Genomic DNA, 22,501 nt, shown 5'->3' on the forward strand with positions numbered 1-22,501 from the left:
TCGCTTCCGGGAGTGCGGCGCCGCCGCACTCCCCTCTGCCTCGCCATCGCGATTGCTGTCTTCTCCGCCTGCCAGACGGCCGCCGTAGCGGCGCCGGCAGGGCAAAGGGCCACGCGCGCCGCCAGCACCCCTGTCCGGACAACGTCCGACGCCGTCGCGCTCGCCATCCGCGAGGAGGCGGGCGGCTCGCTCAAGCGTTTCTACGCCAGCCGCGGCTTCCGGCCGCTCTGGGCGCCGGACGGCAGGTTCGGACGCGCCACGGACACGCTGATCGGCTATCTGCGCTCGGCCGAGCTCGACGGGCTGAAATCCTCGTCCTACGACGTCGGCGAGCTCCGCGACCTCGTCGGCGAGGCACGCGGCGGCGATCCTCGGGCGGTCGCCCGCGCCGAGCTCGCGCTTTCGGCCGCCTTCGCGCGTTACGTCCAGGACCAGCGCCGCCCCCGGGACGTCCGCATGACCTATGCGGACCGCAAGCTGAAGCCGAAGCGGCTCCGCACCGAAACGGTCTTGCGCGCGGCCGCCTTTCCCAAGTCGTTCGGCGACTATGTCGCGGACATGGGCTGGATGAGCGACCAGTACGTCCGCCTGCGCGCGTTGGCGGCACGGGCCCGCAAGGCCGGCGCATCCGAGCTGGAGATGGAGCGCCTGCGCCTCAACCTCGACCGTGCGCGGCTGCTGCCGGGCCCGTGGACCCGCCACGTCGTCGTCGACTCCTCCTCCGGGCGGCTCTGGTATTATGAGGCGGGCAGGCAGGTCGGGACGATGCGCGTCGTCGTCGGCGCGGCCGAGACGCAAACGCCGATGCTCGCCGGCACGCTGCAATGGGCGATCCTGAACCCCTATTGGAACGTGCCGACCTATCTCGCCCGCAACGACATCGCGCCCAAGGTGCTCGGCGGCCGCTCGCTCACCTCGATGAAGATGGAGGCCCTGTCCGACTGGAGCGCTTCGCCCCGCCGGCTCGACCCCGCGTCGATCGACTGGCACGCGGTGGCGGCCGGCGAGGAGGAAGTGCGCCTGCGCGAACTGCCCGGTCCCGCCAACTCGATGGGAAGGGTCAAGTTCCTCTTCCCGAACAAGGAGGGAATCTACCTGCACGACACGCCCAAGCGCGACCTGCTGCGCAAGAACGATCGCCATTTCAGCAACGGCTGCATCCGGCTGGAGAATGCGGCGGAGCTCGGCCGGTGGCTGCTCCAGAAGCCGCTCCGGACCTCGAAGACGCCGGAGCAGGCGGTGCCGCTTCCGGTGCCGACGCCGGTCTACCTGACCTATATCACCGCGGCGGCGACCGATGCCGGCCTCGCCTTTCGCAACGATGTGTACGGGAGGGATGGCTGAGGGGCGATGGTGCCCTCGAGAGGATTCGAACCTCCGACCTGCGGTTTAGGAAACCGTTGCTCTATCCTGCTGAGCTACGAGGGCGCCGGGCAGGCTGGTAGTGGCCGCGCTGACGGCGGTCAATCGCGTGCGTTCAGTTGAGCGTCTCGGGCGGGATCACCGGCACCAGCAGCGGCGCCACCGGGACGCCGTCCTCGACCAGCGCCTTCGCCTCGTCAGGGGTCGCCTGGCCGTGGATGGGGGCGGTCGGTTCCTCGCCGAGGTGCATCGCGCGCGCCTTGTCGGCGAAGGCCATGCCGACCCATTGCGAGGTCTTGAGCGCCTCCGCCTGCTCGGCCGCGAGTGCCGCCAGCGCCGCCTTCATCGCCTCCGGAGTCGGCCGCGTATCGCGGCGGTTGCCCTTGGACGCGACATTGGGGGCCATCACCGCCTTGCCGACGTCGCTGTCGCCGCACACGGGACAGGCGATCAGCGATCCCGCGCGCTGCTCCTCATAGGCGGCGCTGGAGGCGAACCATGCCTCGAACACATGGCCGCCGGCGCATCTGAGGTCGAAGGCGATCATCGCGCCGCCGCCACCGGAGGGATGGCGCGGCGATGCGCGAGCACGGGGATGCGCGCGCGGGTGTCGGCGACGCGCGCCGGGTCGATCTCGGCAAATCCCAGCCCCGCCTCGCTCCCCATGTCGAGCAGTACGCCGCCCCAGGGATCGATCACCAGCGAATGGCCATAGGTGGCGCGGCCGTCGTCGTGGTTGCCGACCTGCGCAGCGGCGATCACGAACGCCGCGGATTCGATCGCGCGGGCGCGGAGCAATGTGTGCCAATGCGCCATGCCGGTCGGCACGGTGAACGCGGCCGGCACTGCCAGGACCGTCGCCCCCGCCCCGCTGAGCGCCTGATAGAGCGCCGAGAAGCGCAGGTCGTAGCAGATCGACAGGCCCAAGGTACCGAGCGGCGTCTCCGCCGTCACCGCGCGCTCGCCCGGCGCATAGGCGGCCGATTCGCGCCAGCTCTCGCCGGTGGGCAGGTCGACGTCGAACAGGTGGAGCTTGTCGTAGGTGGCGCGGATCTTGCCGGTGTCGTCGATCACGAAGCCGCGGTTGGCGAAGCGCCCGTCGTCCGCCAGCACCGCCAGCGAGCCGAGATGGACCCACAGCCCCTGCTCCGCCGCCGCGGCGCGCACCGCCGCCAGCACCGGATCGTCCTCGGCGCGGACGATCGACTCCGCCGCACGCTCGCGATCGCGGTCGATCAGGTTCGACATCTCGGGCGTGAACAGCATCGCCGCCCCGCCGGCCTTCGCCTCGGCCATTGCCGACACGATGGCGCGCGCGTTCGCCGCGGGATCGATCCCGCCGGTCATCTGGAGCAGGGCCGCCTTCATGCCGCGAGCAACCGATCGAGCGATCCCTCGCGGTCGAGCGCGGCCAGATCGTCCGATCCGCCGACATGGCGTCCGTCGACGAAGATCTGCGGCACGGTGGTCCGTCCACCCGCGCGCTGGATCATCTCGGTACGGCGGGGGCCGCCCATGGTGATGTCGAACTCCTCGTACGCCACGCCCTTCTCGCCGAGCAGCCGCTTGGCGCGCGTGCAATAGGGACAGAACGCCTTGGTGTAGATCTCGACCTTCGCCATGATGGCGGAGAGGTGTGGGCCGAAACCCGCCTTGTCAATCATTTGCTTGCGCATCGATCACCCGCGCCCAGGCGAGCACCGTCACCCGCGCCGCGCCGCCCTTGAGCAGGAGGCGGGTGCAGGCGGCCACCGTCGCGCCGGTGGTATAGACGTCGTCGACCAGCACGACATGCCTTCCTCCGAGCCGCTCCCGTGTGCTTTCGGCAAGCGCGAACGCCCCCGTCACCGCCTTCGTCCGTTGGCGCGGTCCCAGCCCGCGCAGCACCGGCGTCGCCCGGGTGCGCAGCAGCAATCGCGGCTCATGCGGCACGCCGCTCGCCTTCGCCAGGCCGCCCGCGATCAGCGCCGCCTGGTTGTACCCGCGCGACCACAGCCGCCAGCGGTGGAGCGGCACCGGCACCAGCAATCCGGCGTCGGCGGGCAGCAGCCGCGCCATCTGCCGCGCCGCCGTCTCGGCGAAGGCGCTGCGCCGGCCGTATTTGAGCCGCAGCGCCACCGTCCTGGCGATCTCGCCATAGGCCACCGCCGCGCGGGCGCCGGCATAGGGCGGCGGGTCGGCCAGGCAGGCGCCGCACAGCGCGCCCTCGCCGCGGTCGAACTCGAACGGCAGCGCGCAGCCGGCGCACCACGGCGGTCCGAGGAAATCGAACGATGCCCAGCAGGCGGCACAGAAGCGATGGTCGGCCTCGACGACGGCGCCGCACCCCGGACAGCGCGGCGGCAGCGCCAGCGCGGCGACGAGGGCGAGCGGCCGGGCGACATTGGCGATCACGCCCCCTTGTCGCCGCCCGCGCGCCGCCGCACAAGCGCCGGCGTGGACACGCCCGAGATCTTCGACCGCCGCCTCCGGCGCCTCCGCCGCGATCGCGCCGCGCGGGGCTATGACGGCTTCCTGCGCGACATCATGCTGGAAGGGATCGTCGACCGGCTGGGCGCGGTGACGCGCAGCTTCGGCGAGGTGCTCGATCTCGGCGCCGCCGACCACGGCTTTGCGCTGCCCGGCGCCCGCATCGTCCGCTGCGATCCCGGCGCGCTGTTCGCGCGCGGCGGCGTGCAGGCCGACGAGGACCGCCTGCCCTTCGCCGATGCGAGCTTCGACCTCGTCGTCTCGGCGGGCGTGCTCGACCAGGTCAACGACCTGCCCGGCGCGCTCGCGCTGATCCGGCGCGCGCTGCGGCCCGACGGGCTGTTCCTCGGCGCCTTCGCCGGTGCGGGCAGCCTCGCCACGTTGCGCGCGGTGCTGCGGGAAGTCGAGCCGGGCGTCGCGCGGCTGCACCCGCAGATCGACGTACGCTCGGCCGGCGACCTCCTCGTCCGCGCCGGCTTCACGCTGCCGGTCGCCGACACCGAGCGGCTCGACGTCCGTTATGCCAGCATCTTCAAGCTGTTCGCCGACCTGCGCGCGACCGCCTCCACCAACCTGCTGGCCGAACGCACGCCCCTCACCCGCACGACGCTCGCCCGCGCCGCCCAGGCCTTCGCCGACCGCGCCGATCCCGACGGCCGCACGTCCGAGCGCTTCGAGATCGTGTTCCTGACCGGCTGGGCCCCCGATCCCTCGCAGCCCAAGCCCGCGCGCCGCGGCAGCGCAACGGCCAGCCTGGCGGCGGCGCTGCGGCCGAATTAGCCAAACTATCCCTCTCCCCTTGGGAGAGGGAAGGAGCGCCGAAGGCGCGGGAGGGTGACCGTGACCTCGCTGACCGTAGTCCCCCTCACCCTCCCACCCGGCTACGCCGGGCGGGCCCCTCCCTCTCCCAAGGGGAGAGGGGTTTCTGCTAGACCAACGCCTCGAGCAGTCCGATCAGCGGCTTGTCGGCGGGAGGCATTTCCAGCCGGTGCAGTTCCAGCGGCCGCAGCCATTTGAGCGCGGCGGCGTGCCGCGGCTCCGCTGTGCCCGACCATTTGCGGCAGACGTAGAGCAGCAGCAGCAAATGCCTGTCGTCCAGCGTCTCGCTGGCGAAAGTTGCGGGCGCCAGACACGCCGCCTCGATGCCGATCCCCAACTCCTCGCCGAGCTCGCGGATCAGCGCGCCTTCCGGTGTCTCGCCTGGCTCGATCTTGCCGCCCGGGAATTCCCACAGGCCAGCCATCGGCTTGCCCAGCGGCCGCTGCTGCACCAGCACGCGCCCGTCGCCGTCGACCAGCGCCGCCGCTGCGACATGAAGCAGATGCGCGCCGTTCGATGACACTTCGTTAATCCTCCTGCCCTAGCCTCGCCAGCGATCGACCGGAGACCGATCGCAATGCGCGCTACCCTGATCGCCCTGCGCCGGCTCGCCGGCAACCGCAAGGCAGCAACGGCCATCGAGTACAGCCTCATCCTCGCATTCGTCGTGATCGTGGCGATCGTCGGGCTCACCGCCATGGCGGATTCCACGACAGGAATGTGGAACAGGTTCACCAGCCGGGTCGCCACAGCGGTCGGCTGAGCTGCGCGCCCAACACCTTAAACCTTTCTCAACCTCCCACGGCTTAAGTTCGCGTCGCTGTCCGGGGGTCCGCCCGCGGCGGCCGGGTGACTGAAGCTTCCACTGTGGAGACCGACATGCAGAAGATCCGTAATTTCCTGAAGAACTCGAAGGGCGCGACCGCGATCGAGTACGGCCTGATCGCCGCGCTCATCGCCGTGGCCGCCATCGCCGCGATGCAGGGTCTGGGCAACTCGATCAACAAGACTTTCAATAACGTTTCGGGCACGCTCAGCGCGAAGACCTGATTTCGTTCTGATCGCAAAAACGGAAGGGCGGCGGAGCTTCGGTTCCGCCGCCCTTTCGATTCCAACCGTCGCTCAGAACCGGCCGATCCGGAGGAACTTGGTGCGCCGCGCCGCCCGCACCGCCGCCGGCTCCTGCCCGTCGAACGCGGTCAGCTCCTCCCACAGCGCCTCCCCCAGCGAGGCGATCGCCGCCGCCGGATCGCGATGCGCGCCGCCCAGCGGCTCCGGCACGATGCGGTCGATCACGCCCAGCGCCTTCAGGTCCTGCGCGGTGACCTTCATCGCCTCCGCCGCCTCGGCCGCCTTGTCGGCCGTCCGCCACAGGATCGACGCGCAGCCCTCCGGCGAGATCACCGAATAGACCGCGTGCTCGAACATCAGCACGCTGTTGCCCGTCGCCAGCGCCACCGCGCCGCCCGAACCGCCCTCGCCCACCACCGCGGCGATCAACGGTACGCCCAGCTCCAGGCACGCCTCGGTCGAGCGCGCGATCGCTTCCGCCTGGCCGCGCTCCTCGGCCTGCACGCCGGGGAAGGCGCCCGAGGTGTCGACCAGGGTCAGCACCGGCAGGCAGAAGCGGTCGGCGAGCCGCATCAGCCGGATCGCCTTGCGATAGCCCTCGGGCTTGCCCATGCCGAAATTATGCTTGAGCCGGCTCGCGGTGTCGTCGCCCTTCTCGTGACCGATCACCATCACCTTGCGGCCGCGGAACATGCCGAGCCCGCCGATGATCGCCTGATCGTCGGCGAAGGCGCGGTCGCCGGCCAACGGCATGAAATCCTCGATCAGCGCCGCGATGTAATGCTTGAAGTGCGGGCGGTCGGGGTGGCGCGCGACCTGCGTCTTCTGCCAGGGCGTGAGACGGGCATAGGTGTCGCGCAGCAGCTTGTCCGACTTGGCCTGCAGCTTGACGATCTCGGCATCGATGTCGATGCTGCTGTCCGCCGCGCTCTCGCGCAGCTCGTCGATCCGGCCCTGCAGCTCGGCGATCGGTTTCTCGAAGTCCAGGAAGTTTGCCATGAGCGCGCCTGCGGTTAGGCCCGGCGGAGCGGCACGTCAACGAGCGGATGGCGCTGGTTGACCAGCTCGACCAGCCGGCGGCTGTCGACATGGGTGTAGATTTCGGTCGTGGCGATGCTCGCATGGCCCAGCATCGCCTGCAGCGCGCGCAGGTCCGCGCCACCCTCCAGCAGGTGGGTGGCGAAGGCGTGACGCAGCACATGCGGGCTCACCCGCTCGGGCGGGAGGCCGGCCTCGGCCGCAAGCCCCTTGATGAGCTGGTAGAGCCTGACGCGCGAGAGGTGCTTCTTGCCCGACGGGAACAGCCACGGCCGATCGCTCGCGACATGCCCGCGCCACACCGCCACGGCGGCGCGCGCGCGATCGGAGATCGGCACCAGCCGCTCGCGTCCGCCCTTGCCGCGCAGGATCAGATAGGGCCGGTCGGGCTGCACCGCGTTGCGCGGCAGCGATACCAGCTCGCTCGCGCGTAGCCCCGATCCGTAGAGCAGCTCGACCAGCGCCGCGAGCCTCAGGTCGTTGGGATCGGCCGGTACCCGCGCGATCCGTGCCTCGATCGCCGCGAACATCGCGTCGACGTCGGCGGCCGACAGCACCTTGGGCAGCGGCCGTGCCGTGCCCGGCCGCGGCAATGCGGCACCGGGGTCGTCGCTCCTCAGCCCTTCGTCGGCAAGAAAGGCGAAGAACCGCCGCAGCGCCGCCGACTTGCGCGCCACGGTCGATCGCGCCAGGTCCGCCCAGCCCCCCGCGAGACGCTGCAATGCCTCCGCGTCGGCAGAACCGAGCCGCCCATCCAGCGTCTCTGACGCCAGCGCCAAGTCGCTGCGATAGGCGGCGATGGTATTCGCCGCCGCGCCGGCCTCCGCCGCCAGCATCTCGAGGAAGCGCTCGATCAGCGCGCGATCCTCGCCGCCAGGCATCAGAGCCGCGCGATCGCCTCCGCGGCGATCATCCGCGCCTCGCCTTCGAGGCCGACCGCGCGCAGCGCCGCGACGCTGTGGAACAGCACCTCGGGCGGCACGCCGCGCCAGCTGGTGGTCTGCATCCCGACGCCGGCGAGCAGCAGCACCGTACCGGGCTCGCCGCGCGCCGCCGCGGCCTCGATCGCGCGGGTCCAGCTGTTCTCCAGCCCGAAGCGCACATCGAACGACCGCCCAAGCCGCTCCGCCTCCTCCGGCGACAGCCGCCCGAGCCCAGCGAGCCCGGCGAGCAGCATCCGCGCCTTCAGCCGCTCGGCATCCTGGTCGCCGCTGCGATAGCTCTCGACGTCGCCGGGACGCACCCGGCCTCCGCGCGGATCGGTAAGCGCGATCATCGCCCAGGCGTCGCTCGCCCCGGGCGCCATGCTGCGCCAACGCGAAGCCGCGATGTCGAGCCCGGCGGTCAGCATCGAAGCCACCAGCCGGTTGGAATCCGTCGCGAGGTCCTGCGCCGGCACCACCCGCGCCGCCGCCCGGGCGGTCAGGACCAGGCCGGCGAAGCGCTCGCGCACGCTCTCGCCACTGTCCCAGATCTGCCGGAGCGCACCGATCCGCTCCTCAGGCGTCGCGCCGGCGAAGGCGGTCTGCAGGTCGCGTGCCCGCGCCCCCGCCGCCGAATTGCTGTCGCCGCCCGCCGCGATCTCGCCGTAGAGATCGGCGAGCGCCAGGCTGGAGAGCACGCCCTGCGCGGCCGCCATGTCGGCGACGCCGACGCGCGCCGCCGGCTCGATCATCGGCGAGGTCGCGCGCCACGACGCCACCTGCGCCCCCACGGTCCCGAACAGCTCCGCCGGAATCTCCACGCCGGTCGCGGTGGCAAGGCCGTAGCGCCAGATCGTCAGCCGATCGACGCCGTTCCACTCCGCCGGCTCGATTGTCACCGAGCGGCCGCCGCCGGCACCGACCACCTTCTCGGCGAGCAGCGCGTCGAGCGTGCGCCCCATGCCGCGCCGCGCGGACTGGAGCAGCTGCCCCGCCTCACGCGGCTTGCCGGACAGCGCGGCGCACATCGCCTTGGCGAAGGCCCAGCCGCGCTCGTTCGATACGCCCGACGCGGGTTCCGCCAGCGGGCAGAGGCCAGCCGGATCGCCAGTGGCGAGCATCGCCTGCATCGCCACCTGGAACAGCTTGGGCGTATAATCCTCGGTATCGACGCTCTGCACCACCGCGCGCGCCATCTCGGCCTCGCCCATGCGCAGCAGCAGCCACGCGCGTTCGGCGGCGAAATCGGCGCCGTTGACGCCCGCCGGCGGTGAGAGCCGCGAGGCCAACGCGCGGCGGAGTGCGATCGACAGCCACCGCGAAGGGAGTGGCGCGTCGAGCCGCCGCATCAGCAACTCGATGGTGCGGCCATTCGCGCGCCCGAAGGCGTTCAGCTCCACCCCGCCGCTGTTCGGCCCGATCGCGCCGAGCTGGTTCAGCGGACGTTTGGCATAGGCCGGCAGCTCGTAGGCGGAGAGGTCGACCGGGGTCGGCGTCGCGGTGGGAGTCGGGGTGGGAGCCGGCACCGCATCCGAAGGCAGCAGCTCTGCCGGCGTCGGCGCCGCGACGGGGGCGGACGTGCCCGGCTGAGCCGGTCTCGGCGCCGGCGCGGGGGTCGGCGCAGGCGCGACCGGCTCGTTGAAGCCGGGCGGCAGGATCGATTCGGGGGCGTTCTGCCGGCTGCCGGCAACACCTGCCCCGGCCGCGAGCGCCAGGGCGAGCGCGCCGAGCCCGGCGCTAGCTGAGATTTTCAAGCGCGACCGCCTTCTCGACCTTCACCGGAGCTTTCTCGCTGTTCCGTCCGGCCAGCCAGAACATGCCGCCTACGAGCACGACGAGAATGAGGAGGAGAATGACCAGGGAACGCGACATGACCAACCTTCGACGATCTTCGTTACCGGCCTTTTGCCCGACCGGCACCCTCGCTGTATAGCCCCCGCCGACGATGTTGCACTCCTCGCCTCGCAAACCGCTCTGGACAGGCAAGCCGATCGTGCTGGTGGGGCTGATGGGCGCCGGCAAGTCGACCGTCGGCCGGCGCCTTGCCATGCGGCTCGGTCTGCCTTTCGTCGACGCCGACAGCGAGATCGAGGCGGCCGCCGGCATGACGATCGCCGAGATATTCGACAGCTTCGGCGAACCCTATTTCCGCGACGGCGAGCGCCGGGTGATCGCGCGCCTCATCGACGGCACGCCCAAGGTGATCGCGACCGGCGGCGGCGCCTTCATCAACGACGACACGCGCGCGCTGATCCTCGATCAGGCGCTGGCGATATGGCTCGACGCGCAGCCGCATGTGCTTGCCGATCGCGTCGCACGCCGCGATACGCGACCGCTGCTCCGGGGCCGCGATCCGCACGACGTGCTGTCCGACCTCGCTGCCAAGAGGAATCCCTATTACGCCATGGCCCCCATCCGCGTGCCCAGCAACAACACCCCCCACGAGCATACCGTCGCGGCGATCCTGAAGGCGCTCGGCCTGAAGGATCTCGGGTCGTGACGGTCGTCCGCGTCGACCTGGCCGACCGCGGCTATGACGTGGTCATCGAAAGCGGCCTCCTCGGGCGTGCCGGCGAGCAGCTCGCCCCGCTTTCGCGCGGCCGGACAATGGCGATCGTCACCGACGAGAACGTCCGTCCGCATCTCGCGACGCTCCAGACGAGCCTCGCGGCGCACGGTGTCGCCAGCGAGCCGATCGTCCTCCCGCCCGGCGAATCGACCAAGAGCTGGGCGAGCCTCGAATCGCTCACCGACCGCCTGCTCGAGCTCGGTGTCGAGCGGGGCGACCACGTCGTCGCGCTCGGCGGCGGCGTGATCGGCGACCTCGTCGGCTTCGCCTGCGCGATCCTCAAGCGCGGCTGCGGCTTCGTCCAGGTGCCGACCACGCTGCTCGCCCAGGTCGATTCGTCGGTCGGCGGCAAGACCGCGATCAACGCGCGCGCCGGCAAGAACCTGATCGGCGCCTTCCACCAGCCGAGCCTCGTCCTGATCGACCCCGACGTGCTCGACACGCTGCCCCCGCGCCAGCTGCGCGCCGGCTATGCCGAGGTGGTGAAGTACGGCCTGATCGACGATTTCGCCTTCTTCGAGTGGTGCGAGGCCAATGCGCCGAAGCTGCTCGCCGGCGACCCGGCGGCGCGCGAACACGCCATCGCCCATTCGGTCGCCGCCAAGGCGCGCATCGTCGCCGCCGACGAGCGCGAGACCAGCGGCACGCGCGCGCTGCTCAACCTCGGCCATACCTTTGGCCATGCGCTGGAGGCGGAGACCGGTTTCTCCGACCGCCTGCTCCATGGCGAGGGCGTGGCGGCGGGCATGGCGCTCGCCTTCGCCTTCTCTGCGGCCCAAGGCATCGCCCCCGGCCAGGACGCCGAGCGCGTCGCCGCGCACCTGCGCGCCGTCGGCCTGCCCGACAGCCCCGCGGCGGCGGGCATCGACGCGGACGGCGACACGCTGGTCGCGCACATGCTCCACGACAAGAAGATGGATGCCGGCACTCTCCCCTTCCTGCTCGCGCGGGGGATCGGGCGGACCTACCTCGACAAGACGGTGGACCTGACGGCGGTGGCGGCGTTTCTCGACGGCAGCCTGTCGCCCGGCGTCGGGGCGATTAACTCTTAATCGGACCGATTGGATGGGTGATGAAGCAGGCGCTCGCCGCATGGGTTGAGCAGGAGGAGGAACGCGATCGGTTAACGCGTGAAGCGTTGGCGGATGTCGATGCTGGACGCCTGATCGATCACCAAAGCATCTGCGCCTGGGATGATAGCCTGGCCACGGACAAGCCGCTCCTCCTACCGAAAATATGAGGATTCGATGGATGGGCCGTGCTTCGGCCGACCTCGGGAAAATCGCAGTTTTGACGACAGCGATTAGAGATTGGCCGTCCGCATCGCCTTCCAAGCCAGCCACAGCCACCCCGCGATCAACGCCGCGCCGCCGATCGGCGTCACCGCGCCCAGCCAGCGTGGCGCACCCAGCGCCATTGCATAGAGCGTGCCCGCGAACACCGCCGCGCCCAGCACGAAGCACCACGCCGGTCCCGGCGCCGCCATCCGTATCGCCACCAGCGCCGCGACGGCATGGATCAGCTGATACTGCCCACCCGTCCTGAGCCACTCCGTCGCCTGCCCTTCGGCGCCATGCGCGCCGAACGCGCCCGCCGCCACCGCCAGCGCACCCGACAGCGCCGCCAGTACCGCGACCAGGGTCATCCGCAATCCTCCCCCAGCGTGTCGCGCAGGTTGCGCGGTGTGACGATCATCGTGTCGCGCGCCGCCCGGATGTCGCCGGACTCGAACTGGATCTTGAGCCGCTCGCGGTCGCGAGCGCGATAGAGGTCCTCGGTGCGCCGGATCTCCTCCTCGTCGACACCGACCGCCGCCATCGCCTCGCGCGCCATGCGGATCGCCGATTCGATGAGCTCGCGCACCACGCCCCGCGCCGGCGTTCCCCTGAGCTTCAGCAGCTGCCGGCGGTCAAAGGCGCGCACGAAGATCGCCGCCTTGGGAAATGCCTCGTGCACCGCTTCGACCAGTTCGGCATCGACTCCGTCCCCGTCCATGCAGAACAGGATCAGCTCGGCGTCGCCCGCGCCGGCCTGGCGCAGCAGGTCGACGCGCGTGCCGTCGCCGTAATAGACCTTGGCGCCGAACTCGCCGGCGACGTCGATCATCTCGATGTCGGTGTCGACCAGCGTGACGGCGATCCCCTGCGCCAGCAGCATCTGCGCCACCGTCTGCCCGAAGCGGCCATAGCCGACGATGATCGCGTTGGAGCCGTCGGCCGTGGGTCCCTCGCGCTCCTCCTGGACGATCGGCTCGGCGCGCATCCGCCGCGTCGCCATCATCAGGAACGGCGTGGTCGCCATCGACAGCGTCACGATCGCGCTGAACAGGCTTGCCGCCTCGGGCGCGATCAGGAACGCGTTCTGCGCCTGCGCGAACAATACGAAGCCGAACTCGCCGCCCTGGCTCAGCAGCAGCCCCAGCGCCAGCGCGCCGCGCCAGCTCATGCGGAAGGCAAGCCCGATCAGGAAGATCACCAGCGCCTTGGTCGCGACCAAGGCCAGCGCCATCGCGATGACGAACAGCGGCCGCTCGGCGATCGCGGTGAGGTCCAGCAACATGCCGACGGTCAGGAAGAACAGGCCGAGCAGAATCGACCGGAACGGCTCGACATCCGCCTCCAGCTCGTGCCGATAGGGCGAATCGGCCAGCATCATGCCGGCGATGAACGCGCCGAGCGCGGTCGACAGCCCCAGCATCTGCATGATCGCCGAGCTCGCGATCACGGTGAACAGCCCGGCGAACACGAACATCTCGCGCTCACCGAGGTTGCCGATCAGCCGGAACAACGGGCGCAGCAGGAAGCGGCCGGCCAGCACCAGTCCGACGATCGCCGCGACCGTGTAGACGAACACGACCCACCCCGGCGGCCCCGCCGCGTCGGCCGGGTTGCGGCTCATCGCGGCGATGATCGTGATCATCGGCACGATCGACAGGTCCTGGAACAGCAGGATCGAGAAGGCGCGCTCGCCGAACGGTGTCCTGAGCCGCCCCGCCGATTGCAGCATCGGCAGCACCTGCGCGGTCGAGGAGAGCGCGAGCGGCAGCCCCAGCGCCAGCGCCGCCGCGGCGGAGAACTTCGCGCCGAAGCCGATGATCGCCGCGATCGCCAGGCCGCACAGCACCACCTGGATCAGCCCAAGCCCCAATATGTCCTGCTTCATCCGCCACAGCCGCGACGGATTGAGCTCGAGCCCGACCAGGAACAGCAGCAGGGTGATGCCGAGCTCCGAGAACTCCATCTTGGTCTCGGCCCCACCGACGAGGCCGAGCATCTGCGGGCCCACCAGCGCGCCGGCGACGAGGTAGCCGAGGGTGGCGCCCAGCCCGAGCCGGCGGAAGATGAGCACGAACACCAGCGCGAAGCCGAACAGCGGCACCATGTCGCGCAGGATGCCGGCGGTGGCGTGCGCCCCGTCACTCATCGGCCGGCAGCCCGGCGAACGGCGTCGGCCACGGCCTCGAAGGCCAGGCGGATCGACGGATGGCGCGCGCTGTGCGGCAGTGCCGGCGCAAGCAGGTCGAGCCCCGGCCAGTCCGGCGGCGTGTCACGCTTGCCGGCAAGCCACGCCGTCAGCGCATCGCGCGCCTCGTCGAGCTCCGCGGCCGACCGCCCGACGGCATGGCTCGCCATCAGCGATGCGGAAGCCTGCCCCAGCGCGCAGGCCCTCACCACCATCCCGATCGCCGAAACGCAGCCCTCATCATCGACATCGACGTCCACCGTAACCCGACTCCCGCAGATCGGCGAGCGCTTCTCGGACGATCCCATCGGCGCCTCCAGCCGCTGCTGGAAGGGTATGCTGGCGGCGAGGCGGAGGATTTCGGTGGTGTAGAGCGGCGCGTTCACAGCCGCCATGTAGGCGGCAAATCCGCCGCCGCCCAGCCCTTCGTCGGCCTGAGGCGGAAAACCGGGATTGACGGCCCCGACGGCGGGGAGCCGGAGGGCGACGAGACTGCGCCCGCTGCTGACAGGCCGCTCAGTCCGAATTTCCTGCCGCGCCCGCATTCTCCGATGCGCTGAACCCCGACGCCTCGAACACCGGCTCGCCCCGCCGCCGCTTGTCGACGAAATCGGCGATGCTGGCGCTGGTCGCGTTGAGCAGCGGATAGGTGCGCGATGCGGTGATCCATTCGGGCCGCCGCTTGGCTCCGCCGCTGATCGTGTCGATCACCAGCACCACCAGCAGGAAGCCGAGGCTCGCCAGGATCAGCCCCTTGAGCGCCCCGAAGCCGAACCCCAGCGCGCGGTCGACCGGCCCCAGGACCGAGCTGCGCGTCCGCGATCCGATCGCGTTCGCCACCAGCCGACCGCCGAACCAGGTCACGCCGGCGATGATCGCGAAGGCCAATGTCGCCGCCCCTGCCGCGGTCCCCACTAGACCCGCGAACAGCGCCGAGAGCGGCGTATGGAACAGCTTCAGCGCGAACACCACGAAGATCCACGCCATCAGCGACAGCACTTCGGTGACGAAGCCGCGCATCAGCCCCAGGATCGCCGCCCCGCCGACGGCGATCAGCACCAGGATGTCGAGTGCGGTCAGGCCCATGCGATCAAGTCCATGCGATCGAATCCCGTCCCCCGCCGTCCGCGACGCGCGAACCGGCTCCTGCGGCCCCGCTATCCCCGCCCCAGCAGATGGTCAACGAACCGCCCGAGGTTGCCGAAGCTCGCGACCTCCATCGCTGCGCCTTCGTTCCCCTGCTTGGCCGGCACCAGCGCGCGGGCGAACCCCAGCTTCGCCGCCTCCTTGAGCCTCAGCGCGCCGTGCGCCACCGGCCGCACCTCGCCCGACAGCGCGATCTCGCCGAATGCCACCGCGTCCGTCGCGATCGGCCGCTCGCTCAATGCCGAGACCAGCGCCGCCGCCACCGCCAGGTCGGCCGCGGGATCCTGCACGCGATAGCCGCCGGCGATGTTGAGATAGACCTCGCATGAGGAGAAGCTGAGCCCGCATCGCGCCTCCAGCACTGCCAGAGTCATCGCGAGCCGCCCCGAATCCCATCCCACGACCGCTCGCCGTGGCGTCGCGCCGGAGGCGAGCCGCACCGTCAGCGCCTGCACCTCGACCAGCACCGGCCGCGTCCCTTCCAGCGCCGGGAACACCACCGTCCCGGCCACCGTCTCGTCGCGCGCGGTCAGGAACAGCCTGGAGGGATTGGAAACCTCGCTGAGCCCGCCCGCCTCCATCGCGAACACGCCGATCTCGTCGGTGCCGCCGAAGCGGTTCTTGGTCGCGCGCAGGATGCGGTATTGATGGCTGCGCTCCCCCTCGAAGGCGAGCACGGTGTCGACCATGTGCTCCAGCACGCGCGGCCCGGCGATCGTGCCGTCCTTGGTGACGTGCCCGACCAGCACCAGCGCGGTCCCGCGCTCCTTGGCGAAGCGGATCAGCTCCTGCGCGGAGGCGCGCACCTGGCTCACCGTTCCCGGTGCGCCTTCGATCAGGTCCGAGTGCATCGTCTGGATCGAGTCGATCACCAGCAGCGCCGGAGCGGCACCCTCTCCCAGTGTCGTCAGAATATCGCGCACCGAGGTCGCCGCCGCGAGTCGTACCGGCGCGTGCCCCAGCCCCAGCCGCTGCGCACGGAGCCGCACCTGATCCGCCGCCTCCTCGCCCGAGACATAGGCGACCGCCCGCCCCGCCAGCGCCAGCTTCGCCGCCGCCTGGAGCAGCAGCGTCGACTTGCCGATCCCCGGATCGCCGCCGATCAGCGTCGCCGACGCTTCGACGAAGCCGCCGCCCAGCGCGCGGTCGAGCTCGGCGATCCCCGTCCCCATCCGCTCGGGCAAGGGAATCGCGGCGTCGAGCCCGCTCATCTCGATCGCCCGTCCGCCCGACTGGAGGTTGTGGCGCGCCTGGAACGGCGTCACCACCGCGCCGACATCCTCGACCAGCGTGTTCCATTCCCCGCAATCGGCGCACTGGCCCGCCCATTTGGACGAGACCGATCCGCACAGCTGGCAGACGTAGCGCTTCTGGGGCTTGGCCATGCGACACGGCTTAGCCGAACCGGAACGATAAGGGAACACGGCAAACCGGAACCTTCTCAACCAGGTGAGGGTAGGCTATGCGTCACGCTCTCGTTCAGGGGAGTGCGTCATGAGGTCGATCCTCACCTTTGCCCTATGTCTCGGCGGGGGGGTGCCGGCCGCGGCCAGCGCTCAGGACGTCTGGGGCTGGAGCGTGGTTGTCCCATCCTATACGGGCACCGATACGCTCGGGCTGCACCTGCGCGATCTGATGAACGACTCCGATCGCCAGGGTTCTGCACAGCGGGAGGAGCGGAGACCGGCCGCCAAGGCGCCGGCCGCGAGCTTCCGCTATGCGCCGTCGCGCGAGCGCCGCACAGCCAACCTCGCGCGCTTCGTCGCGAAGAGCCGGGCGGTCGATCCGAAGAGCGCGGACGAGCTCGCCAAGCTGTTCGCCCAAGGCGACGTCATCGAGCGGATGCGGCCGGAACTCGCGGAATACGGCCTCAGCGTCGACGATGTCGCCGATGCCTATACCGTGTGGTGGATCAATGCCTGGCACGCGAGCCGCGGCCTGTCCGAGGACGTGAGCGATGCCGTCACGGCGTCGGTGCGCCGGCAGGTGACGGCGGCGATGGCCGCCACGCCGGCGTTGCGCAACGCCGGCGACGCCGCCAAGCAGGAAATGGCAGAATCGTTCCTCATCCAGGCGCTGCTCCTGTCGGCCGCCGTCGAGCAGGCGAAGGGCGACCGCGCGCAGCTGGACGCGGTGAGCCGCGCGGCCGTGCAGGGCGCCCATGGCATGGGGATCGACCTGCCCTCGATGACGCTGACGGAGGCAGGCTTCGTTCCCGCCGGCCGTGCCGGCGAAGCCCGGCCCCGGCCCGGCGAAGGACCGGTCGACCTCGCCCGGCGATAGGTCGACCGGGCCGCAGGATCGCGGAAATAGCGCGGCTCGCCCCATCCGATGCTCTCGCGCCGGGACGGCGCTTGCACGAGCTTCGGGGTGGAGTTCGGGCGGCGCGGGCGCTATCCGCGCGCGCCATGCACCCTTCCGACCTTCGCGTCGCCATGTTCAGCGGCAATTACAACTATACCCGCGACGGGGCGAACCAGGCGCTCAACCTGCTGGTCGGCCATCTGCTCGCCAGGGGCGCCGCGGTGCGCGTCTATTCGCCGACGATCGATCCGCCCGCCTTTCCGCCCACCGGCGACCTCGTCAGCGTGCCGAGCTGGACGATGCTGGGTGGGCGCAAGGAGTATAAGGTGGCGCGCGGCCTTCCCGCCGCGACGCAGCGCGACCTCGCCGCCTTCGCGCCCAATCTGATCCATGTCTCGGCGCCCGACATCCTCGGCCATCGCGCGATCACCTGGGCACGACGCCGCGGCATCCCGGTCGTCGCATCGCTCCACACGCGCTTCGAAACCTATTTCCGCTATTACAACATCGGCTTCCTCGAGCCGCTGGCGATCCGCGCGCTGACCCGCTTCTACAATCGCGTCGACCAGGTGCTGACCCCGGGCCGGTCGACCGCGGACATCATCCGGTCGTGGGGCGTCACCACCCCGATCGACATCTGGTCGCGCGGCGTCGACCACGACCGCTTCAATCCCGCACGCCGCAGCCTCGAATGGCGCCGCTCGCTCGGCATCGCCGACGACGAGGTGGCAATCGGCTTTCTCGGCCGGCTCGTGTTGGAGAAGGGTCTCGACATCTTCGCCGACGTCTCGCGCGAGCTCAAGGCGCGCGGCGTCCCCCACCGCGTACTGGTGGTCGGCAAGGGCCCGGCGCGCGACTGGTTCGCCGAGCGCGTCCCCGACGCCGCCTTCGCCGGCTTCCAGCGCGGCGACGATCTGGGCCGCGCGGTCGCCTCGATGGACATGCTGTTCAACCCCAGCGTCACCGAGACGTTCGGCAACGTCACGCTGGAGGCGATGGCGGCCGGCGTTCCCGTCGTCGCCGCGCGCGCGACCGGCGCGGTCGACCTGATCGAGGAAGGCGTCAACGGCCATCTCGTCCGCGCGCGCGACGTCGGCGCCTATGCCGATGCGATCGCCCATTACGTCCGCGACGGCGCCGCCCGCCGCGCGGCGGGCGCGGCCGGTCATGCCAAGGCGGCCGCCTATCTGTGGGACACGATCAACCAGGTCGTGCTCGACGCCTATCTGGAGGTGATGACGCGAAAGGCGCGCGGCTGACCATCATTTCGCCGGGAGGACGCTCCCTCCCCGTGCGGGACAAACGCCCGTCATCTCCGGCCGCAGCCGGTACACGCGCTGCGGCAACGATCCGACCCTCACCGCGCCGACCAGCCGATAGCGTTCCGCTACCGCCCGCTCGACCTCGCGCGCGGCGGCGGGGTTGGTGTTGTCCTTGCTCGCGCGCACCACGATCGTGCCGGGGCAGCGGCCCAGCACGCGCCTGAGCTCCGCCAGCGGATCGACGCCGATCGCCCGCGCCTCGCGCGTCTGGCTCAGGTGGCTGCGGAACAGATAGGGCGTCAGCGTGCACGAGCGCGTGAGATGATAGAGGATCGGTTCCGCCCCGAAGCCGAACATGCACCCGGCCGGCCGGTCGCCGATCATCCCCACCAGCGCGCCGATCGCCTCGGCGTCCCCGCGCCGCTTCACATGGTCACGCATGGTGAACACCGCCAGCACCAGTCCCAGCAGCAGCAACGGCGCGGCGATCCGCCACTCGATCCGCTGCGCCCGTCCCGCCGGTGCGAACATCGGCGCGGCGGCGACGCACAAGGGCAGCAGCACCGGCAGGAAATAATGTCCCTTGAACGATTTCCCCAGCAGCACCGCGAGGACGGCTACGCCGAGCCACAGCAGCAGGAATCTCGCCGTCCGCCGTTCCGCCGGCGACGTCGCCGGCCGCCGCCGGACGCCCGCCACGGCACAGGCGAGCAGCGGCAGGAGGCCGATCGCGGCAAGCGCCACATAGGCGATCCTCTCGCCGACCGTGTCGTTCGGCGCGAAGTCGAAGATCGACACGAAATTGGCATAGGCGAAGGCGGCGCCATGCCCGGCCGCGGCATAGGCGGCAAAGGCGATCAGCGTCGGCAGCAGCGCCATACCCGCCCAAAGCGCCCCATCGCCGGCCAATCCGGGCAACGCCGCCCCGCTGCGATGCCGCCGCCAGACCAACGCCAGCCCGAACAACAGCCCCTCGAACACCACGGTGTATTTGATCTGGATGGCGATGCCCACCAGCGTCATCGCCACCACGCCGCGCCAACGCGCGCACCTGCCGCTCGCGTCGCTCACCACGTCGACCATGATCAGCGCCGCCCCGGCCATGGCGAGATTGTAGAACAGCGGCGCCTGCGCGCCCGCGCCGTCGAAGATCAGCAGCCAGACGAGATAGGTCGCGCCCGCCATGACCGACGCCGCCGCGCCGGTCCGCCGCGAGGCGAGGCAGGCGACCAGCCACGCCGTCCCCGCCGCGGACAGGGTGGCGGCGATCTGGCAGGCGACGATCCCGTCCCCGCCGCCGATCCGACGGGCGGCGGCGAAGATCAGGAACAGCCCGATCGGCTTGCGGTCCCAGATGTCGACGAACGGCAGCGCGCCATGCAGCATCCGGTCGCCGACGAGCAGGTAGAATTGCTCGTCGCTGTGGATCACCGGATTGCCGAACATCGGGAAGCGCAGCGCGAAGGCGACGAGCAGCAGGATCAGCGCGTGCCCCATGCGGAGCCGCTGTCGATCGCGTGTATTTTCATGGATTTGCAGAGACATCGCCGCCCCTTGCCTGCCTTTTGCGCAGAAGGCCATCGGCACGGGACGGGAGAATCAGCGCGAAGCCGTCCCGGAACGGCGCAGCAGGCCCTCCATCAACGCGCGGAATGCCGGGATGGCCCTTCGCGAGGCCTCCCGAGGGTCATCCGCGTTGGCGATCCACTGCGCGGCATAGGTCGAGGCGCCGCAGATGAGCCGCGCGGTCGCCTCGGCGTCGACCGGCGCGACCAGTCCCTCCGCCTGCAATCGCTCCAGCCCGGCGCGCAGTGCGGCGACGCAGCCTTCCGTGTTCGACCAACGGAACGGATCGCCGAGCACCGCCGGCCCGTCGCGCAGCATGATGCGCTGGATCTCGGGCTCCAGCGCCAGCTCGACATAGGCGATGTTCTCGGCGACGAACCCTTCCCAGGGCGAGGCCGCCGTTGCCGAGACCTTGTTCAGCCGCGCCGCGATCTCGGCATCGATCTGCAGCAGCACCGCCTCGAACAGACCTCTCTTGTCTCCGAAATGATGGTAGAGCGCGCCGCGCGTGAGGCCCGCCTCGGCAGTAAAGTCGTCCATCGATGCCTCGGCATAGCCCTTCTCCCCGAATGCCTTGCGCGCCGCGGCGATCAGCCGGGTGCGGGTTTCCGCCGCCGTTTCCGCGCGTGACTTTGCCGCCATCGAAATCGCTCCACCCGGCGGTTGACATACGCGCCGTATGTCACCACCTATTTCACATACGAAGCGTATGTAAACGTCTCGATCGTGATCGCCAAGCCGAGAGGGCGCAAGCATGACCAACCCCTATGCCGCGATTTTCCAGGCACGAGGCGCAAAGGGCTTCGCCGCCGCGGCGTTCGTCGCCCGGCTGCCGATTGCGATGGCGCCGATCGGCATCGTCACCATGCTCGCCCAGAGCCGCGGCGAATATTGGCTGGCCGGTGCGGTGGCGGCGACGTTCGCGCTGACCAACGCCGTCGCCGCGCCGCAGATCTCTCGGCTGGTCGACCGGCTCGGGCAGTTCCGCCTGCTGATCCCGACAACGGCGATCTCGGTCGCGGCCTTCGCGCTGCTGATGATCGCGACCCGCTGGCAATGGCCGACCTGGACGCTGTTCGCGGCGGCGCTGCTCGCAGCGACGATGCCCAGCATCCCCGCGATGGTCCGTGCCCGCTGGACCGAGCTGTTCCGCGACCGGCCCGAACTCAACACCGCCTTCGCCTTCGAATCCGTTGCCGACGAGCTGGTCTATATCGCCGGCGCCTCGCTGTCGGTCGGCCTCAGCGTGGCGCTGTTCCCCGAGGCGGGGGTGCTGGCCTCGACCCTGTTCCTTGCCCTTGGCACCACCGCCTTCGTCCTGCAGCGCAGCACCGAGCCCCCGATCCGCCGCACCGGATCGGGGCCGGGCAAGTCGGCGATCCTGCTGAGGCCGGTCCAGATCGTCACGCTGGCGCTGGTGTTCGTCGGCGCCATCTTCGCGACCGCGGAGGTGAGCACCGTCGCCCTGACCCGCGACCTCGGCCGGCCCGGCGCCGCCAGCCTGGTCATCGGCGTCTACGCTATGGGGTCGTTCGTCGTCGGCGTGGTCGTCGGCGCGCTCAGCCTCCGCGCGCCGCTGCAGCGGCAGCTGCTGGTCGCGCTCACGGTGCTGCTGATCACGACGCTCCCCCTGCTGCTGGCCGACTCCGTGCCGCTGCTGGCGGCGACCATCTTCCTGAGCGGCATCGCCGTCTCGCCGACCTTCATCACCGCCTTCGGCCTGGTCGAACGCAGCGTCCCGTCCGCGGTGCTGACGGAGGGCGTGACCTGGGTGACGACCGGCATCGGCATCGGCATGGCGCTCGGGGCGTTCGTCTCGGGCTGGGTGGTCGACGAGTTCGGCGCGCGCAGCGGCTTCCTGGTCTCGGCAGGTGCCGCCGTTGCCGCCCTGTCGATCGTCGCGCTCGGACAGCCCGTCCTCACCCGCGCGATCAGCAGGGGCCAGCGGGGCCAGGACGGCGACCGTCAGGATGCCGCGTCGGCAGCGAGCGTCCCCGCCATCTTGGGCCGGGACCGCACCAGCAAATAGAATGCGAGAACATGCGTGATCATCAACGCGGGCACGTAGAGGATCGGAATCCAATAGGTCGCCGCCAATTCTCCTGCCAGCTCCGGCAAGCGAACCTGGGCGCCGTGATAATAGTTGATGAGAAGATCGGCCGTTCCCACCGTATTGAAGGCCACGACGAGCAGCCAGAACAGCGGACGCACCCGGACGGTCAGCAGCGCCAGCATGGCGAGGACCCCGGTGACGAAATCGCCATAGGCGGCGGGCACCGCGAAGCCCGTGGGCAATTCCCTGCCGACCACGCCCGGAAGGATGAAAGCCAAGCCGAAGAAGCGGAAGCTGTGCAGCGTGGCAATCGCCCGCTGCGCCTCGACAGGGTCCATCGACATCAGCCTGGGCAGCACATAGGTACCGAGCAGGAGGAGCCAAGGCACATAGCCAAGAATCATCTGGATTCCGAAAATGGTCGACGGCGCCATATGCACCTCCTGTCGAGACTATC

27 protein-coding genes and 1 tRNA gene are annotated in these 22,501 nt (G+C 70.4%); 10 read left to right on the plus strand and 18 right to left on the minus strand.

The annotated features are described in order from the left end of the window. The first annotated feature begins 12 nt into the window (after nt 1-12). The gene (locus ACMGER_RS11240) at nt 13-1,344 is read left to right on the plus strand and encodes a L,D-transpeptidase family protein (protein ID WP_436812232.1); all 1,332 of its coding nucleotides are present in this window, start codon (nt 13-15) and stop codon (nt 1,342-1,344) included. A 7-nt stretch (nt 1,345-1,351) separates the two neighbouring features. Here the strand turns inward: ACMGER_RS11240 and ACMGER_RS11245 are convergent. The 5 genes from ACMGER_RS11245 to ACMGER_RS11265 form a co-directional block, all read right to left on the minus strand. Continuing rightward, nucleotides 1,352-1,428 (minus strand) — tRNA-Arg (locus tag ACMGER_RS11245). Nucleotides 1,429-1,477: 49 nt separating this feature from the next. Next, nucleotides 1,478-1,909 (minus strand): DUF1178 family protein, encoded by a 432-nt coding sequence (locus ACMGER_RS11250; protein ID WP_436812233.1) that lies wholly within the window; start codon nt 1,907-1,909, stop codon nt 1,478-1,480. Then, complete coding sequence (locus tag ACMGER_RS11255) at nt 1,906-2,730, minus strand: carbon-nitrogen hydrolase family protein (protein WP_436812234.1); 825 nt, start codon at nt 2,728-2,730, stop codon at nt 1,906-1,908. The genes ACMGER_RS11250 and ACMGER_RS11255 overlap by 4 nt, the downstream gene beginning before the upstream one ends. Then, nucleotides 2,727-2,984: a glutaredoxin 3 gene (grxC, locus tag ACMGER_RS11260; RefSeq protein ID WP_436812867.1), complete on the minus strand. Its 258-nt coding sequence runs from the start codon at nt 2,982-2,984 to the stop codon at nt 2,727-2,729. Before grxC ends, ACMGER_RS11255 begins: the two co-directional genes overlap by 4 nt. Nucleotides 2,985-3,018: 34 nt before the next feature. Then, nucleotides 3,019-3,756 carry a ComF family protein gene (locus ACMGER_RS11265; RefSeq protein WP_436812235.1) on the minus strand — a complete coding sequence of 246 codons (738 nt, stop codon included), beginning with the start codon at nt 3,754-3,756 and terminating at the stop codon, nt 3,019-3,021. Between the two features lie 42 nt (nt 3,757-3,798). Here ACMGER_RS11265 and ACMGER_RS11270 point away from each other — a divergent pair, with 42 nt between their 5' ends. Beyond that, a complete protein-coding gene (locus ACMGER_RS11270) occupies nt 3,799-4,611 on the plus strand; it encodes a methyltransferase domain-containing protein (protein WP_436812236.1) in 813 nt (270 codons plus the stop codon). Between the two features lie 148 nt (nt 4,612-4,759). Here the strand turns inward: ACMGER_RS11270 and ACMGER_RS11275 are convergent, their stop codons facing one another. After that, a complete protein-coding gene (locus ACMGER_RS11275) occupies nt 4,760-5,173 on the minus strand; it encodes a (deoxy)nucleoside triphosphate pyrophosphohydrolase (protein ID WP_436812237.1) in 414 nt (137 codons plus the stop codon). Between the two features lie 54 nt (nt 5,174-5,227). Here ACMGER_RS11275 and ACMGER_RS11280 point away from each other — a divergent pair, with 54 nt between their 5' ends. Then, nucleotides 5,228-5,413 carry a Flp family type IVb pilin gene (locus ACMGER_RS11280; RefSeq protein WP_436812238.1) on the plus strand — a complete coding sequence of 62 codons (186 nt, stop codon included), beginning with the start codon at nt 5,228-5,230 and terminating at the stop codon, nt 5,411-5,413. A gap of 116 nt (nt 5,414-5,529) precedes the next feature. After that, the gene (locus tag ACMGER_RS11285; protein WP_436812868.1) at nt 5,530-5,700 is read left to right on the plus strand and encodes a Flp family type IVb pilin; all 171 of its coding nucleotides are present in this window, start codon (nt 5,530-5,532) and stop codon (nt 5,698-5,700) included. A gap of 72 nt (nt 5,701-5,772) precedes the next feature. Here the strand turns inward: ACMGER_RS11285 and ACMGER_RS11290 are convergent, their stop codons facing one another. Genes ACMGER_RS11290 through ACMGER_RS11305 form a run of 4 tightly spaced genes read right to left on the minus strand, consistent with a single transcriptional unit; the run spans nt 5,773 to nt 9,554 of the window. After that, on the minus strand, nt 5,773-6,720 hold the full coding sequence (locus ACMGER_RS11290) for an acetyl-CoA carboxylase carboxyltransferase subunit alpha (protein WP_436812239.1): 948 nt from the start codon (nt 6,718-6,720) through the stop codon (nt 5,773-5,775). Between the two features lie 14 nt (nt 6,721-6,734). After that, nucleotides 6,735-7,640, minus strand: a complete 906-nt coding sequence (locus ACMGER_RS11295; protein WP_436812240.1) for a tyrosine recombinase — start codon at nt 7,638-7,640, stop codon at nt 6,735-6,737. Continuing rightward, entirely contained in the window at nt 7,640-9,436 is a 1,797-nt protein-coding gene (locus ACMGER_RS11300) for a hypothetical protein (protein ID WP_436812241.1), read from the minus strand. The genes ACMGER_RS11295 and ACMGER_RS11300 overlap by 1 nt, the downstream gene beginning before the upstream one ends. After that, entirely contained in the window at nt 9,420-9,554 is a 135-nt protein-coding gene (locus ACMGER_RS11305) for a hypothetical protein (protein WP_264757851.1), read from the minus strand. The genes ACMGER_RS11300 and ACMGER_RS11305 overlap by 17 nt, the downstream gene beginning before the upstream one ends. Before the next feature lie 73 nt (nt 9,555-9,627). Here ACMGER_RS11305 and ACMGER_RS11310 point away from each other — a divergent pair, with 73 nt between their 5' ends. The 3 genes from ACMGER_RS11310 to ACMGER_RS11320 are packed head-to-tail and all read left to right on the plus strand — an operon-like array spanning nt 9,628 to nt 11,491. Then, nucleotides 9,628-10,182 carry a shikimate kinase gene (locus ACMGER_RS11310; RefSeq protein ID WP_436812242.1) on the plus strand — a complete coding sequence of 185 codons (555 nt, stop codon included), beginning with the start codon at nt 9,628-9,630 and terminating at the stop codon, nt 10,180-10,182. Further along, a complete protein-coding gene (aroB, locus tag ACMGER_RS11315) occupies nt 10,179-11,303 on the plus strand; it encodes a 3-dehydroquinate synthase (RefSeq protein WP_436812243.1) in 1,125 nt (374 codons plus the stop codon). The genes ACMGER_RS11310 and aroB overlap by 4 nt, the downstream gene beginning before the upstream one ends. Nucleotides 11,304-11,323: 20 nt before the next feature. Then, nucleotides 11,324-11,491, plus strand: a complete 168-nt coding sequence (locus ACMGER_RS11320; RefSeq protein ID WP_436812244.1) for a CopG family ribbon-helix-helix protein — start codon at nt 11,324-11,326, stop codon at nt 11,489-11,491. 63 nt (nt 11,492-11,554) lie between these two features. Here the strand turns inward: ACMGER_RS11320 and ACMGER_RS11325 are convergent, their stop codons facing one another. The 5 genes from ACMGER_RS11325 to radA form a co-directional block, all read right to left on the minus strand. Next, entirely contained in the window at nt 11,555-11,896 is a 342-nt protein-coding gene (locus ACMGER_RS11325) for a DUF423 domain-containing protein (RefSeq protein ID WP_436812245.1), read from the minus strand. Further along, nucleotides 11,893-13,674 carry a cation:proton antiporter domain-containing protein gene (locus ACMGER_RS11330; protein WP_436812246.1) on the minus strand — a complete coding sequence of 594 codons (1,782 nt, stop codon included), beginning with the start codon at nt 13,672-13,674 and terminating at the stop codon, nt 11,893-11,895. The genes ACMGER_RS11325 and ACMGER_RS11330 overlap by 4 nt, the downstream gene beginning before the upstream one ends. Continuing rightward, entirely contained in the window at nt 13,671-14,099 is a 429-nt protein-coding gene (locus ACMGER_RS11335; RefSeq protein ID WP_436812869.1) for an iron-sulfur cluster assembly scaffold protein, read from the minus strand. The genes ACMGER_RS11330 and ACMGER_RS11335 overlap by 4 nt, the downstream gene beginning before the upstream one ends. Before the next feature lie 130 nt (nt 14,100-14,229). Then, the gene (locus tag ACMGER_RS11340; protein WP_436812247.1) at nt 14,230-14,799 is read right to left on the minus strand and encodes a CvpA family protein; all 570 of its coding nucleotides are present in this window, start codon (nt 14,797-14,799) and stop codon (nt 14,230-14,232) included. 71 nt (nt 14,800-14,870) lie between these two features. Then, complete coding sequence (gene radA, locus ACMGER_RS11345; protein WP_436812248.1) at nt 14,871-16,244, minus strand: DNA repair protein RadA; 1,374 nt, start codon at nt 16,242-16,244, stop codon at nt 14,871-14,873. Nucleotides 16,245-16,353: 109 nt separating this feature from the next. On the opposite strand from radA, the gene ACMGER_RS11350 reads away from it, so the two are divergent. Together ACMGER_RS11350 and ACMGER_RS11355 are read left to right on the plus strand one after the other, a co-directional pair. Beyond that, a complete protein-coding gene (locus tag ACMGER_RS11350; protein WP_436812249.1) occupies nt 16,354-17,142 on the plus strand; it encodes a DUF6683 family protein in 789 nt (262 codons plus the stop codon). Nucleotides 17,143-17,267: 125 nt separating this feature from the next. Beyond that, nucleotides 17,268-18,422, plus strand: coding sequence for a glycosyltransferase family 4 protein (locus tag ACMGER_RS11355; RefSeq protein WP_436812250.1), 1,155 nt, complete (start codon nt 17,268-17,270; stop codon nt 18,420-18,422). Nucleotides 18,423-18,425: 3 nt separating this feature from the next. On the opposite strand, the gene ACMGER_RS11360 is transcribed toward ACMGER_RS11355, so the two are convergent. Together ACMGER_RS11360 and ACMGER_RS11365 are read right to left on the minus strand one after the other, a co-directional pair. Then, nucleotides 18,426-19,922 (minus strand): glycosyltransferase family protein, encoded by a 1,497-nt coding sequence (locus ACMGER_RS11360; protein WP_436812251.1) that lies wholly within the window; start codon nt 19,920-19,922, stop codon nt 18,426-18,428. Between the two features lie 102 nt (nt 19,923-20,024). Further along, nucleotides 20,025-20,633: a TetR/AcrR family transcriptional regulator gene (locus ACMGER_RS11365; RefSeq protein WP_436812252.1), complete on the minus strand. Its 609-nt coding sequence runs from the start codon at nt 20,631-20,633 to the stop codon at nt 20,025-20,027. A 112-nt stretch (nt 20,634-20,745) separates the two neighbouring features. Between ACMGER_RS11365 and ACMGER_RS11370 the strand changes: the two genes are divergently transcribed. Beyond that, the gene (locus ACMGER_RS11370) at nt 20,746-22,020 is read left to right on the plus strand and encodes an MFS transporter (protein ID WP_436812253.1); all 1,275 of its coding nucleotides are present in this window, start codon (nt 20,746-20,748) and stop codon (nt 22,018-22,020) included. Here the strand turns inward: ACMGER_RS11370 and ACMGER_RS11375 are convergent. Continuing rightward, a complete protein-coding gene (locus tag ACMGER_RS11375; protein WP_436812254.1) occupies nt 21,957-22,478 on the minus strand; it encodes a DUF8737 domain-containing protein in 522 nt (173 codons plus the stop codon). The genes ACMGER_RS11370 and ACMGER_RS11375 overlap by 64 nt on opposite strands. Nucleotides 22,479-22,501: the final 23 nt, after the last annotated feature.

It is taken from the genome of Sphingomonas astragali (assembly GCF_051400615.1).
GTDB lineage: Bacteria > Pseudomonadota > Alphaproteobacteria > Sphingomonadales > Sphingomonadaceae > Sphingomonas.

What these genes read in the sequence shown, in the direction of transcription:
- ACMGER_RS11250 (WP_436812233.1), bottom strand. Translation starts at nt 1,909, where the DNA reads ATGATCGCCTTCGACCTCAGATGCGCCGGCGGCCATGTGTTCGAGGCA.
- ACMGER_RS11255 (WP_436812234.1), bottom strand. Translation starts at nt 2,730, where the DNA reads ATGAAGGCGGCCCTGCTCCAGATGACCGGCGGGATCGATCCCGCGGCG.
- grxC (WP_436812867.1), bottom strand. Translation starts at nt 2,984, where the DNA reads ATGGCGAAGGTCGAGATCTACACCAAGGCGTTCTGTCCCTATTGCACG.
- ACMGER_RS11280 (WP_436812238.1), top strand. Translation starts at nt 5,228, where the DNA reads ATGCGCGCTACCCTGATCGCCCTGCGCCGGCTCGCCGGCAACCGCAAG.
- ACMGER_RS11285 (WP_436812868.1), top strand. Translation starts at nt 5,530, where the DNA reads ATGCAGAAGATCCGTAATTTCCTGAAGAACTCGAAGGGCGCGACCGCG.
- ACMGER_RS11290 (WP_436812239.1), bottom strand. Translation starts at nt 6,720, where the DNA reads ATGGCAAACTTCCTGGACTTCGAGAAACCGATCGCCGAGCTGCAGGGC.
- ACMGER_RS11295 (WP_436812240.1), bottom strand. Translation starts at nt 7,640, where the DNA reads ATGCCTGGCGGCGAGGATCGCGCGCTGATCGAGCGCTTCCTCGAGATG.
- ACMGER_RS11305 (WP_264757851.1), bottom strand. Translation starts at nt 9,554, where the DNA reads ATGTCGCGTTCCCTGGTCATTCTCCTCCTCATTCTCGTCGTGCTCGTA.
- ACMGER_RS11310 (WP_436812242.1), top strand. Translation starts at nt 9,628, where the DNA reads ATGTTGCACTCCTCGCCTCGCAAACCGCTCTGGACAGGCAAGCCGATC.
- ACMGER_RS11320 (WP_436812244.1), top strand. Translation starts at nt 11,324, where the DNA reads ATGAAGCAGGCGCTCGCCGCATGGGTTGAGCAGGAGGAGGAACGCGAT.
- ACMGER_RS11325 (WP_436812245.1), bottom strand. Translation starts at nt 11,896, where the DNA reads ATGACCCTGGTCGCGGTACTGGCGGCGCTGTCGGGTGCGCTGGCGGTG.
- ACMGER_RS11330 (WP_436812246.1), bottom strand. Translation starts at nt 13,674, where the DNA reads ATGAGTGACGGGGCGCACGCCACCGCCGGCATCCTGCGCGACATGGTG.
- ACMGER_RS11340 (WP_436812247.1), bottom strand. Translation starts at nt 14,799, where the DNA reads ATGGGCCTGACCGCACTCGACATCCTGGTGCTGATCGCCGTCGGCGGG.
- radA (WP_436812248.1), bottom strand. Translation starts at nt 16,244, where the DNA reads ATGGCCAAGCCCCAGAAGCGCTACGTCTGCCAGCTGTGCGGATCGGTC.
- ACMGER_RS11350 (WP_436812249.1), top strand. Translation starts at nt 16,354, where the DNA reads ATGAGGTCGATCCTCACCTTTGCCCTATGTCTCGGCGGGGGGGTGCCG.
- ACMGER_RS11355 (WP_436812250.1), top strand. Translation starts at nt 17,268, where the DNA reads ATGCACCCTTCCGACCTTCGCGTCGCCATGTTCAGCGGCAATTACAAC.
- ACMGER_RS11360 (WP_436812251.1), bottom strand. Translation starts at nt 19,922, where the DNA reads ATGGGGCACGCGCTGATCCTGCTGCTCGTCGCCTTCGCGCTGCGCTTC.
- ACMGER_RS11365 (WP_436812252.1), bottom strand. Translation starts at nt 20,633, where the DNA reads ATGGCGGCAAAGTCACGCGCGGAAACGGCGGCGGAAACCCGCACCCGG.
- ACMGER_RS11370 (WP_436812253.1), top strand. Translation starts at nt 20,746, where the DNA reads ATGACCAACCCCTATGCCGCGATTTTCCAGGCACGAGGCGCAAAGGGC.
- ACMGER_RS11375 (WP_436812254.1), bottom strand. Translation starts at nt 22,478, where the DNA reads ATGGCGCCGTCGACCATTTTCGGAATCCAGATGATTCTTGGCTATGTG.